Annotated in this window: 11 protein-coding genes; 9 read left to right on the top strand and 2 right to left on the bottom strand. The window is 71.6% G+C overall.

The genetic code is table 11. The features are described from left to right. Positions 1-6: 6 nt before the first annotated feature. Entirely contained in the window at positions 7-774 is a 768-nt protein-coding gene (gene map, locus IE242_RS12595) for a type I methionyl aminopeptidase (protein WP_189858402.1), read from the bottom strand. 108 nt (positions 775-882) lie between these two features. Between map and IE242_RS12590 the strand changes: the two genes are divergently transcribed. From IE242_RS12590 to IE242_RS12565, 6 genes are all read left to right on the top strand, one after another. Further along, positions 883-1,134: a helix-turn-helix domain-containing protein gene (locus tag IE242_RS12590; protein WP_189858400.1), complete on the top strand. Its 252-nt coding sequence runs from the start codon at positions 883-885 to the stop codon at positions 1,132-1,134. 249 nt (positions 1,135-1,383) lie between these two features. After that, on the top strand, positions 1,384-2,226 hold the full coding sequence (locus tag IE242_RS12585; protein WP_189858399.1) for a nitrilase-related carbon-nitrogen hydrolase: 843 nt from the start codon (positions 1,384-1,386) through the stop codon (positions 2,224-2,226). A gap of 80 nt (positions 2,227-2,306) precedes the next feature. Beyond that, a complete protein-coding gene (locus IE242_RS12580; protein ID WP_189858515.1) occupies positions 2,307-3,608 on the top strand; it encodes an aspartate aminotransferase family protein in 1,302 nt (433 codons plus the stop codon). A 72-nt stretch (positions 3,609-3,680) separates the two neighbouring features. Continuing rightward, positions 3,681-5,081 (top strand): dihydropyrimidinase, encoded by a 1,401-nt coding sequence (hydA, locus tag IE242_RS12575; RefSeq protein ID WP_189858398.1) that lies wholly within the window; start codon positions 3,681-3,683, stop codon positions 5,079-5,081. A gap of 11 nt (positions 5,082-5,092) precedes the next feature. Next, on the top strand, positions 5,093-6,112 hold the full coding sequence (locus IE242_RS12570) for a TIGR03842 family LLM class F420-dependent oxidoreductase (RefSeq protein WP_189858397.1): 1,020 nt from the start codon (positions 5,093-5,095) through the stop codon (positions 6,110-6,112). A gap of 226 nt (positions 6,113-6,338) precedes the next feature. Further along, complete coding sequence (locus IE242_RS12565) at positions 6,339-7,889, top strand: NCS1 family nucleobase:cation symporter-1 (RefSeq protein WP_189858396.1); 1,551 nt, start codon at positions 6,339-6,341, stop codon at positions 7,887-7,889. A 36-nt stretch (positions 7,890-7,925) separates the two neighbouring features. Here IE242_RS12565 and IE242_RS12560 read toward each other — a convergent pair whose 3' ends face one another. Then, positions 7,926-8,609 carry a hypothetical protein gene (locus tag IE242_RS12560; RefSeq protein ID WP_189858394.1) on the bottom strand — a complete coding sequence of 228 codons (684 nt, stop codon included), beginning with the start codon at positions 8,607-8,609 and terminating at the stop codon, positions 7,926-7,928. A 191-nt stretch (positions 8,610-8,800) separates the two neighbouring features. Here IE242_RS12560 and IE242_RS12555 point away from each other — a divergent pair, with 191 nt between their 5' ends. The 3 genes from IE242_RS12555 to IE242_RS12545 all read left to right on the top strand — a co-directional run bounded on the left by IE242_RS12555 (position 8,801) and on the right by IE242_RS12545 (position 12,382). Beyond that, positions 8,801-9,496 (top strand): DUF4232 domain-containing protein, encoded by a 696-nt coding sequence (locus IE242_RS12555; RefSeq protein WP_189858392.1) that lies wholly within the window; start codon positions 8,801-8,803, stop codon positions 9,494-9,496. A gap of 96 nt (positions 9,497-9,592) precedes the next feature. Then, complete coding sequence (locus tag IE242_RS12550; RefSeq protein WP_189858390.1) at positions 9,593-11,437, top strand: gamma-glutamyltransferase family protein; 1,845 nt, start codon at positions 9,593-9,595, stop codon at positions 11,435-11,437. Positions 11,438-11,536: 99 nt separating this feature from the next. Beyond that, positions 11,537-12,382: an inositol monophosphatase family protein gene (locus tag IE242_RS12545; protein ID WP_189858388.1), complete on the top strand. Its 846-nt coding sequence runs from the start codon at positions 11,537-11,539 to the stop codon at positions 12,380-12,382. Positions 12,383-12,473 lie beyond the last annotated feature (91 nt).

The raw sequence follows: 12,473 nt of genomic DNA, 5'->3' as shown, positions 1-12,473 counted from the left end.
TCGGCCCTACCGTTCCGTGAGGATCCGCGGTCCCGCCTCCGTGATCGCCACCGTGTGCTCGGCGTGGGCCGCGCGGGAGCCGTCGTCGGTGCACAGGGTCCAGCCGTCCGGTGCCGCGTGGTAGCCGTCGGTGCCGCCGCCGATGAGCATCGGTTCGATGGCGAGCACCATGCCGGGGCGCAACCGCAGGCCGCGCCCGGGGCGGCCCTCGTTCGGCACCGGCGGGTCCTCGTGCATACGCCGGCCGATGCCGTGGCCGCCGAACCCGTCCGGGATGCCGTACCCGGCCGCGCGGCACACCGAGCCGATCGCGTGCGCGAGGTCGCCCATGCGGTTGCCGGGCACGGCGGCCGCGATGCCCGCCGCGAGCGCCCGCTCCGCCGTCTCGACCAGCCGCAGGTCGGCCGCCCGGGGTTCGCCCACGACGAAGCTCAGCGCCGAGTCGCCCGCCCAGCCGTCCAGCTCGGCGCCGCAGTCGATCGACACCAGGTCGCCGTCACGGAGCCGGTAGCCGGTCGGTATGCCGTGCACGATCGCGTCGTTGACCGAGGCGCAGATCACCGCGGGGAAGGGCGTGGGCGCGAAGTGGGGCCGGTAGCCGAGGAACGGCGACGTGGCCCCCGCCGCGCGCAGCACGTCCCGCGCCACCTCGTCCAGTTCCAGCAGGGAGACCCCCACGGCGGCTGCCTTCCGTACCGCGCTGAGTGCTTGTGCCACCACCTGTCCGGCGGCGTGCATGGCGTCGATGGAGGTGTCCGTCTTCAGTTCGATCATGCCAATTACTATACCGGTCCGCGCCAATTAGAATACCGGTCGGCGTTCGATCGCCGTGCCGGTTCCGGTGGCCGGAGTGCGGCCGGAGGCGGTATTAGAATGGGTCCCATGGTGCGCACACCCCTGACCCCCGAAGAGCGCGAGCGCGGTGAGCGGCTCGGGAGCCTGCTGCGCGACGCCCGTGGTGGCCGGAGCATGGCCGAGGTCGCCGCGGTCGCCGGGATCTCCGCGGAGACCCTGCGCAAGATCGAGACGGGCCGGGCCCCGACCCCCGCCTTCTTCACGGTGGCGGCACTGGCCCAGGCGCTCGGTCTGTCCATGGACGAGCTCGTCGGACGGTGCGTGCCGGCAGTCGTCTGACCGACCGCGCGGCGTGCGGTGGTTTCGCCGTACGACACGGCCGGGCAGTCCTTTCACAGAGAGCGGAGCGCGGGGCGCGAGGACGGCCGCACGGCCGGACCCGCACCCGAGGGGCGCGTAACACGATCGACTTCGACGGTTGACGGCCGCGGTCTTGCCCAGCCCGTCGGCGAGCCTTACGTTCGAGCCTCTACAGCCTGTGTCTACGGGCGTAGAGGCTCTCTGACGTCTCGTCGAAGGAGCAGCTCAATGGCCAATGTCGTACGCGCCGCCCTCGTCCAGGCGACCTGGACCGGCGACACGGAGTCCATGGTCGCCAAACACGAGGAGCACACCCGCGAGGCGGCCCGGCAGGGCGCGCGGGTCATCGGTTTCCAGGAGGTGTTCAACGCCCCCTACTTCTGCCAGGTCCAGGAGGCCGAGCACTACCGCTGGGCCGAGCCCGTGCCCGACGGGCCGACCGTCACCCGGATGCGGGAGCTGGCCCGCGAGACCGGCATGGTGATCGTCGTACCGGTCTTCGAGGTCGAGCAGTCCGGCTTCTACTACAACACCGCCGCGGTGATCGACGCCGACGGCAGCTACCTCGGCAAGTACCGCAAGCACCACATCCCGCAGGTCAAGGGCTTCTGGGAGAAGTACTACTTCAAGCCGGGCAACCTCGGCTGGCCCGTCTTCGACACCGCCGTCGGCAGGATCGGCGTCTACATCTGCTACGACCGCCACTTCCCGGAGGGCTGGCGGCAGCTCGGCCTGGGCGGCGCCCAGCTGGTCTACAACCCGTCCGCCACCCACCGGGGCCTCTCCTCCCACCTGTGGCAGCTGGAGCAGCCCGCGGCCGCCGTCGCCAACGAGTACTTCGTCGCCGCGATCAACCGTGTGGGCCGGGAGGAGTACGGGGACAACGACTTCTACGGCACGAGCTACTTCGTCGACCCGCGCGGGCAGTTCGTGGGCGAGGTCGCGAGCGACAAGAGCGAGGAGCTCCTCGTACGGGACCTCGACCTCGGCCTCATCGAGGAAGTACGGCAGCAGTGGGCGTTCTACCGCGACCGACGGCCCGACGCGTACGAAGGACTGGTGAAGCCGTGAACGATCCCGTGAACGAACCAGTGACCCGACCCGCGCCGGGACCCGCGACCGGAGCCGCCACCGGACCCGGGGCCGGACCCGTGACCGGACTCGCGACCGGTGAACTGCTGGGCCGCCACAGGGCCGTGCTCCCCGACTGGCTCGCCCTCTACTACGCCGACCCGATCGAGATCACCCACGGCGAGGGCCGCCACGTCTGGGACGCCGACGGCAACAGGTACCTCGACTTCTTCGGCGGCATCCTCACCACGATGACCGCGCACGCCCTGCCCGAGGTCACCAAGGCGATCGCCGAGCAGGCCGGGCGGATCGTCCACTCCTCCACGCTGTACCTCAACCGGCCGATGGTCGAACTCGCCGAGCGTGTCGCCCAGTTGTCCGGCATCCCGGACGCCCGGGTCTTCTTCACCACCTCCGGCACCGAGGCCAACGACACCGCGCTGCTGCTGGCCACGGCGTACCGCAGCAGCAACCAGATCCTGGCGATGCGCAACAGCTACCACGGCCGCTCCTTCAGCACGGTCGGCATCACCGGCAACAAGGGCTGGTCGCCCACCGGCCTGTCGCCCCTCCAGACGCTGTACGTCCACGGCGGCGTCCGCACCCGCGGCCCGTACGCCCGCCTGAGCGACGCCGACTTCATCGCGGCCTGCGTCGAGGACCTGAGGGACCTGCTCGGCCACACCCGCCCGCCGGCCGCGCTCATCGCCGAACCAGTCCAGGGCGTCGGCGGCTTCACCTCACCGCCGGACGGCCTGTACGCGGCCTTCCGTGAGGTGCTGCGGGAGCGCGGCGTCCTCTGGATCTCCGACGAGGTACAGACCGGCTGGGGCCGCACCGGCGACCACTTCTGGGGCTGGCAGGCCCACGGGCGGAGCGGCCCGCCGGACATCCTCACCTTCGCCAAGGGCATCGGCAACGGCATGTCCATCGGCGGGGTCGTCGCCCGCGCCGAGATCATGAACTGCCTCGACAGCAACTCGATCTCCACCTTCGGCGGCAGCCCGGTCACCATGGCCGCGGGCCTCGCCAATCTGACGTACCTGCTCGAACACGACCTGCAGGGCAACGCCCGGCGGGTCGGCGGACTGCTCATCGAACTGCTGCGGGCGGTCGCCGCACAGGTCCCCGCCGTACGGGAGGTGCGCGGCCGGGGCCTGATGATCGGCATCGAGCTGGCCAGGCCCGGCACGGACGAGGCCGACCCGGACGCGGCGGCCGCCGTGCTCGAGGCGGCCCGCGCGGGGGGCCTGCTGATCGGCAAGGGCGGCGGCCACGACACCAGCGCGCTGCGCATCGCCCCGCCCCTGACGCTCACCGTCGCGGAGGCGGAGGAGGGCGCCTCGATCCTGGAGGACGCCCTGCGGAGCCTCGGGTCGTGAGGTGACCTCGGCAGAGGTGTCCTCCGCAGAGTCGCCCGCCTTCCCGGACACACCGTGAACAGGAGACCGAGCATGAGCCGTACCGTGATCCGCGGTGGTCTCGTCATCACCGCGTCCGACGAGATGCACGCCGACGTCCTGATCGAGGACGGCCGCGTCGCCGCCCTCGCCGCGAGCGGCACCCCGGCCGCCGCGTCCTGGACGGCGGACCACACCATCGACGCCACCGGCAAGTACGTCATCCCGGGCGGTGTCGACGCCCACACGCACATGGAGCTGCCGTTCGGCGGGACGTTCGCCTCGGACACCTTCGAGACCGGTACCCGGGCCGCCGCCTGGGGCGGCACCACCACGATCATCGACTTCGCCGTGCAGAGCGTCGGCCGCCCGCTGCGCGAGGGACTGGACACCTGGAACGCCAAGGCCGACGGCCGGTGCGCCATCGACTACGGCTTCCACATGATCGTCTCCGATGTGAACGAGGAGACGCTGAAGGAGATGGACCTCCTGGTGGAGGAGGGGGTCACCTCCTTCAAGCAGTTCATGGCGTACCCGGGGGTCTTCTACTCCGACGACGGCCAGATCCTGCGCGCCATGCAGCGCTCCGCCGACAACGGCGGCCTGATCATGATGCACGCGGAGAACGGCATCGCCATCGACGTCCTCGTGGCACAGGCACTGGCCCGCGGCGAGACCGACCCCCGCTTCCACGGCGAGGTCCGCAAGGCGCTGCTGGAGGCCGAGGCGACCCACCGCGCCATCAAGCTCGCGCAGGTGGCCGGTGCGCCCCTGTACGTCGTGCACGTCTCGGCGACGGAGGCGGTCGCCGAACTGGCCCGCGCCCGCGACGAGGGCCTGAACGTCTTCGGCGAGACCTGCCCGCAGTACCTCTTCCTGTCGACGGACAACCTCGCGGAGCCGGACTTCGAGGGCGCCAAGTACGTCTGCTCCACACCTCTGCGCCCGCGCGAGCACCAGGCCGCACTGTGGAAGGGCCTGCGCACCAACGACCTCCAGGTGGTCTCCACCGACCACTGCCCCTTCTGCTTCACCGGCCAGAAGGACCTGGGCCGCGGCGACTTCTCGAAGATCCCCAACGGTCTGCCGGGCGTCGAGAACCGCATGGACCTGCTCCACCAGGCCGTCCTCGACGGGCACATCACACGCCGCCGCTGGATCGAGATCGCCTGCGCGACCCCGGCCCGCATGTTCGGCCTGTACGGGAAGAAGGGGACCGTCGCGCCGGGCGCGGACGCCGACATCGTGATCTACGACCCGCAGGCCGAGCAGGTCATGTCCGCCGCCACCCATCACATGAACGTCGACTACTCGGCGTACGAGGGGAAGCGCGTCACCGGCCGGGTCGATACGGTCCTCTCGCGCGGCGAGTTCGTCATCACCGACCGGGAGTTCACCGGCCGCGCCGGACACGGCGTCTACACGCCCCGCTCCACCTGTCAGTACCTGAACTAGGAGGTGCGCCCATGGACTTCGGACTCGTCCTGCAGACCGACCCGCCGGCCTCGCGCGTCATCGAGCTGATGCAGCGCGCCGAGCGGAACGGGTTCACCCACGGCTGGACCTTCGACTCCGCCGTGCTGTGGCAGGAGCCGTTCGTGATCTACAGCCAGATCCTGGCGAACACCCGGCGGCTGACGGTCGGCCCCATGGTCACCAACGCGGGCACCCGCACCTGGGAGGTCACCGCCTCCACGTTCGCCACGCTCAACGACATGTTCGGCAACCGCACCGTCTGCGGCATCGGCCGCGGCGACTCGGCGATGCGCGTCGCCGGCCGCAAGCCCAACACCCTGGCCCGGATCAGCGACGCCATGAAGGTGATCCGGGCGCTCGGCCGCGGTGAGGAGGCCGACCTCGGCGGTACGGCCGTCCGGCTGCCGTGGGTGAGGGACGGCGCCGAACTCCCGGTCTGGATGGCCGCGTACGGCCCGAAGGCGCTGAAGATGACGGGGGAGGAGGCCGACGGGTTCATCCTCCAGCTCGCGGACCTCTATCTGACCGAGTACATGGTCAAGGCCGTCAAGGACGCCGCCGTCGCCGCCGGGCGCGACCCGTCCGAGGTGACCATCTGCGTGGCCGCGCCCGCGTACGTGACCAAGGACGACTCGCCGGAAGCGCTCGCCCACGCGCGCGAGCAGTGCCGCTGGTTCGGTGGCATGGTGGGCAACCACGTCGCCGACCTGGTCACCCGGTACGGCGCGGACTCCGGTGCCGTACCGGCGGAACTCACCGGCTACATCAAGGCCCGTGAGGGTTACGACTACGCGCACCACGGGCGCAGCGGCAACCCGGACACGCGGTTCGTGCCCGACGAGATCGTCGACCGGTTCTGTGTCATCGGGCCGGTCGAGCGGCACATCGAGAAGCTGAAGGCACTGCGCGAGCTGGGCGTCGACCAGTTCGCCGTGTACGACATGCACGATGCGCAGGAGGCCGTGATCGACGCGTACGGCTCCGCCGTGATTGCCGCGGTCAATGCCTGACTGTGATTCCTCAGGGTCAACGCCTGACTGTGGTCCCCGCGGTCAACGCCTGACTGTGGTTCCCGCGGTCAATGCCTGGCAGTGATCTCCGCGGTCGGGTTCTGACCGGGTAAGCGGTCGTCCCCTCATGCTCCCGTTCCGCGCCGGCCCTCCCCGTAGCCCGGGGAGGGGTTCCGGCCCCGCCCCGCACGGCCTTTCCCGCCCCGCCTCACCGATTGGCCTGCCCATGACCGACACAGTCCCCCCAGGGCCACCGACCACCCGGACGACCGTCGCCGACGGCCGGATCGAACTCGCCCCCGGGGTCTTCCCCGCCGACAGCCCCTTCGCCAACGAGGACCTGCGCCCCGTCCCCCTCGCCGAGCGCAAGTGGACCACGTACAACTTCGCGGCCCTGTGGATCTCCATGGCCCACTGCATCCCGAGCTGGACCCTGGCCTCCGGCCTGGTCGCGATCGGCATGGACTGGAAGCAGGCCGTGTTCACCATCGCCCTCGCCAACGTCATCGTGCTGCTGCCGATGCTGGCCACCGGGCACGCGGGACCCAAGTACGGCATCCCCTTCCCCGTGCTCGCCCGCGCCTCCTTCGGCCTGCGCGGCGCCAACGTCCCTGCGCTCCTCCGCGCGGCCGTGGCCTGCGGCTGGTTCGGCATCCAGACCTGGATCGGCGGCAGCGGCATCTTCGCCCTCGGCTCGAAGATCACCGGCGGTGAGTGGGAGAACGCCGGGCGGATCGGGGGCCAGCCGTGGCCGCTGTGGCTGTGCTTCCTGCTCTTCTGGGCCGTGCAGATCGCGATCATCTGGCGCGGCATGAACTTCCTGCGCCACTTCGAGAACTGGGCCGCGCCCTTCGTGATCGTGGGCGCCTTAGTACTGCTGATCTGGATCGCCGTCAAGGCGGACGGCTTCGGCGAGCTGCTCTCGCAACGCTCGGAGCTGGGCTGGGGCGCCGACTTCTGGCCGGTCTTCTTCCCCGCCCTCATGGGCATGATCGGCTTCTGGGCGACCCTGTCGCTGAACATCCCCGACTTCACCCGCTTCGGCGCCGGACAGCGGGCACAAGTCTGGGGCCAGTCGCTCGGCCTGCCCACCACCATGACGCTGTTCGCGCTCCTCGCCGTGCTGGTCACCTCGGGCTCCGAGGCGGTGTACGGCGAGGCGATATGGGACCCGGTGGAGCTGTCCGCCCGGGCCGACAACGTCTTCGGCCTGCTGTTCGCCCTGATCACCGTGCTGGTCGCGACGGTCTCCACCAACATCGCGGCCAACGTCGTCTCGCCTGCCTACGACCTGGCCAACCTGGCCCCGAAGCTCATCACCTTCCGCACCGGCGCGCTGATCACCGGGGTCATCGGCATCCTGATCTTCCCGTGGAAGCTGATCTCCACCCCGGAGTTCTACATCTTCACCTGGCTCGGCGTCGTCGGCGGACTGCTCGGCACGGTCGCGGGCATCCTCATCGCCGACTACTGGATCGTCCGCCGCACAATCCTCCACCTCGCTGACCTCTACACGCCGGGCGGCCGCTACTGGTACGCGGCCGGCTGGAACTGGCGGGCCGTGGCGGCGTTCCTGGTGGGCGGGGTGCTCGCGGTCGGGGGTTCGTACTCGACGGTGAACGCCGAGGGGGTGAGGTCGGGCCCGTTCCCGGCGGACGGACTGATCCCGCCGCTGAAACCGCTCGCCGACTACGGCTGGGCCGTCGGCCTCGCCACGTCGCTGCTGCTGTACGTGGCGCTGATGGGCGGCAGGCGGCGGGAGGACGGACCGGTGTGAGATCCGCGGCCGGCGGCTCTCCATGGCTCCATGGCCTCACCGGCCGCCGTCCAGCGCGGCCACCGCCTCCTTGGCGGCCTTGATGGCGCCCTTGTTGATCTCGTCCGAGTCGGGGGCCTTCTTGCTCTCGAAGTCGCTGCCGTTGTACGTGACGGAGACCAGGGCGTTGGAGGCGCGCACGATCACGACGCCCTCGCGGGTCTGCTGCCCGTCCTCGGTGGTGACGTTCACGACGGAGTAGGCGGTGTCGCCGAGGCCGGGCACCGACCCGCCGCCGCTCTTCTCCTCCGTGCGCTGCTCGTAGGCGGTCCGGGCCGCGCCGTCGGACGACCGGATCTCGTACGACACGTCGAGCCAGCGGTAGTCGTAGCCCTTGAGCGCGTTCCAGGAGCAGGTGCGGCGTACGGACTCGTCGGTCGACGGTATCTCCTTGCCCGCCGCCTCGGCGCCCGGGACGAGGGAGGTGACCGTCTTCTCCGCGAGGGCGCCGCACGGGTCGGGTGCCTTCGGGTACGTGCGTGTCGCGGCCGACGTGGAGGGTGCCGACGGGGCGGCGGAAGCGGGCCCCGAGCCGGACTCCTGCCGTTCCTGCGCCGCGCTCTGGCCCGTGGCGGGCGTGGCGGCGAACGGTCCGGAGGTCATCGCCCAGCCCGCGCAGGCCAGCGCGGCGACCGGCAGCAGACGCGCGGTGAGGGCGAACGGCAGAGGGAGATCTCGCACGGCGCACTTCTCGGGGAGGTCGGTGCGGAAGGGTCCGCACGGCGGTGGGGGACGCCAGTCTCACATGACTGTCTGTGAGGGGGAAGGGAGAAGTCTTTCCGTAGCCGTGCGGTCACCGAGGCTTCATGTCCGCCGACTGTCCGCCGACTGCGGAGCGGGGCGTTCCGGTCCCGGGGTGTCATGATCCGCTCATGCATCCGATACGACGCCGTACCGCTTCCCTGGCCCTCGTGTCCGTGGCCGTCACCCTCGCCGCGAGCGGCTGCGGCCTCTCGGAGGAGGTGGAACGCGAACTCGACCCCGTGCGCACGGCCGCCGCGCCCGGGGGACCGGGTGCCTCCGGCGGTTCCGCGTCCCCGGACCCGTCACCGTCGTCCGGCATCGTGCGGGCGGAGGAGCTGCCGACCGTCGCCCCGCCTCAGGGTGCCCCGACTCCCACCCCGGCCCCCACCACCTGTCCCGCCTCCGGCGTGCGGATCCATCCTGGTCTCGTCGAGGCCGCGATGGGCCTGCGCGCGATGACCGTGACCCTCACCAACTGCGGCGAGCAGCCGTACCGTCTCAACGGCTACCCGGAACTCCAGGTGCTCGACGAGCAGCGCGAGGCCCTCGACGTGCGGATCATCCAGGGCGCTGAGCCGATCACCACGGGAGTGCCCGACCCGGGCCCGCACCCCGTCACCCTCCGGCCCGGTGAGTCGGCCCGGACCGGGCTGGTCTGGCGCAACACGGTCACCGACGTCACCACGAACGCCGTGAACGGGCCCTATCTCCGTGTCACTCCCGCCGAAGGTGAGTCGTCGCAGGTCCTCACTGTCGACGGTGGCGTCGACCTGGGCAACACCGGGCGGCTGGGAGCCACCGCGTGGGAGAAGGACCCCGGCTGACCGGACGACCCGACAGCGTGCGGGGTTCCGTACGGGGCGGCTCTGCGTACGATCTTCGGACTTCGAACGCGCGCCGAACTGTGAAGGAGTCCGCCCTTGTTCACGACCCGTCCGACGCTCCAGGGAACCTTCGGCATGGTGTCCTCCACCCACTGGCTGGCCTCGCAGTCGGCGATGGCCGTCCTGGAGGACGGGGGCAACGCGTTCGACGCCGCCGTCGCCGCCGGCTTCGTGCTGCACGTCGTCGAGCCGCACCTCAACGGCCCGGCCGGCGAGGTCCCGATCGTCCTGGCTCCGGCGGGCGGTGAGGTGAGGGTGCTGTGCGGGCAGGGCGTCGCGCCCGCCGGCGCGACCGTCGCGCACTACCGGGGCCTCGGCCTGGAGCTCGTCCCCGGCACCGGCCCCCTCGCGGCCGCCGTGCCGGGCGCGTTCGACGCGTGGATGCTCCTGCTGCGCGATCACGGGACGAAGTCCCTCGCCGACGTCCTGAAGTACGCCATCGGGTACGCGGAGCACGGTCACGCGCCCGTGGAGAGGGTCGGTGAGACCGTCGAGACGGTGCGCGGCCTGTTCGAGGAGGAGTGGACCTCGTCGGCGGAGGTGTACCTGCCCGGCGGCAGAGCCCCGCGCGCGGGAGAGCTGTTCCGCAATCCCGCGCTGGCCGCTACCTGGAAGAGGCTGCTCGCCGAGGTCGCCGGATCCGGGGGCCGGGAGGCCGAGATCGAGGCCGCGCGCGCGGTGTGGCGCTCCGGCTTCATAGCGGAGGCCCTCGTACGGCAGGCCGGCCGGCCCACCATGGACACCACCGGCGAGCGCCACACCGGCACCCTCACGGCCGCCGACCTGGCCTCCTGGTCCGCCTCCTACGAGGCACCGGTCACCTACGACTGGAACGGCTGGACCCTGTGCAAGGCGGGCCCGTGGAGCCAGGGCCCCGTCCTGCTGCAGCAACTCGCGCTGCTGCCGCGGGAACTGCCGCCGTACGGGTCCGCCGAGTACGTGCACCTGCTGATCGAGGGCTGCAAGCTCGCCATGGCGGACCGGGAGGCCTGGTACGGGGACGCGGCCGACGTGCCGCTCGGCGAGCTCCTGTCGGAGGAGTACAACGCCGGGCGGCGTGCGCTCATCGGCGACAAGGCCTCGTACGAGCTGCGGCCCGGCAGTCCCGGAGGACGTGTGCCGTGGCTGAGCGCCCACGCGCGCGAGGTGGCGGCCGGCGAGCCCGCCCTCGGCCCGCTCGGCGCCGCCTCGCCGATGGGAGCGGGGGAGCCCACCGTCGCCAAGAGCCCGCTGTCACCGGTGCCGGGCGAGCCGGACGTCGCGCCCGACGGTGCCACCCGCGGCGACACCTGCCACCTGGACGTCGTCGACCGCTGGGGCAACATGGTCGCGGCCACGCCCAGCGGCGGCTGGCTCCAGTCCAACCCGGTCGTGCCCGAGCTGGGTTTCCCGCTCGGCACCCGGCTCCAGATGACCTGGCTGGACGAGGGCCTGCCGGGCTCCCTCACGCCAGGCCGCCGGCCCCGTACCACCCTCACCCCGTCGCTGGCGCTGCGCGACGGGGTGCCGGTCATGGCGTTCGGCACGCCCGGTGGTGACCAGCAGGACCAGTGGCAGCTGCACTTCTTCCTGGCGGTCGCCCTGCGGGCCCGGGTCCGCGGCGGCCTCGACCTCCAGGGCGCGATCGACGCTCCCAACTGGCACAACGACAGCTTCCCCGGCTCCTTCTATCCGCGCGGCATGCGTCCCGGCGGCGTCACGGTCGAGTCCCGTATGCCGTCCGGGGTGGTCGAGGACCTGCGCTCGCGCGGCCACGAGGTGATCGTCGGCGACGCCTGGTCCGAGGGGCGGCTGTGCGCGGTCGCGCGGGACCCGGAGACGGGGGTGCTGTCGGCGGCGGCCAATCCGCGGGGGATGCAGGGGTATGCGGTCGGGCGCTGACGGGCCGGCGAGCCGCCGATCGACCCTTGATCGAACGGAGGTTCGTCCGAAGTGTCCGGCCGGATGGGGATTGTCAGTGGGGCGTGATCTGATGGAGTCATGATCGAACATCCGGGAACCATCGATGAGTTTCTCGCCCGGCACGCCGCCGACGTAGAAGAGGCCGTCCGCAAGGCCGCCGCCACGGAGATCATGCCGCGCTTCCGGCAGCTCGCCGCGGACGAGGTGGACCAGAAGAGCGGCCCGCACGACCTGGTGACGGACGCGGACCGCAAGGCCGAGCTGTATCTGACGGAGGCGCTGACCGCACTGCTGCCCGGCTCGGCGGTGGTCGGCGAGGAGGCCGTGCACGCCGACCCGGCGTCGTACGGGGCGATACGCGGCGAGGCGCCGGTGTGGATCGTCGACCCGGTCGACGGCACCCGTCAGTTCGTCCACGGCGACACCGGCTTCTGCACCCTGGTCGCCCTCGTCCGGCACGGTGTCGTCCAGGCGTCGTGGACCTACGCCCCGGTCCTCGACCAGCTCGCCGTGGCCGTCAGGGGCCGGGGTGCCGTCCTCGACGGCGAGCCCCTGCGCGCGGGATCGCCCGAACCGGGCAGCGAGCTCCGGGTGGCCACGTCCCACCCGGACTACACGACCGAGGAGCAGAAGCGCGCCCTGCTCGGTCTGCGCACCGAGGGCGTCGCCCCGCGCCCGTGCGGCTCGGCCGGGCTGGAGTACCTCGCCGTCGCGCGCGGCGCGCTGGACGCCACGGTCTTCGACTGGGAGGCCGCCTGGGACCATGCGGCGGGTCTGCTGCTGGTCGAGGAGGCGGGCGGTGCTCATCTGACCCTGGCCGGCGAGCCGTTCCGGGTCGCCGGCGGCAACACCCTGCCGTTCAGCGCGGCACGGGACACGGCGACGGCCCGCAGGGTCGTGGACCTGCTCTCGACCGGGGTCTGACGCCCCGCGGGGTCATATCCTGATCCCCTGATACCCATCCCGAGCGGCCGCCGGCCGCGACGGGATCGGCTGACGAAGGAGTCCGAAGGTG

It is taken from the genome of Streptomyces poonensis (assembly GCF_014650915.1).
GTDB lineage: Bacteria > Actinomycetota > Actinomycetes > Streptomycetales > Streptomycetaceae > Streptomyces > Streptomyces poonensis.
The sequence above is the reverse complement of the archived record's forward strand: the minus strand, read 5'-3'. Positions and strand labels throughout refer to the sequence as shown.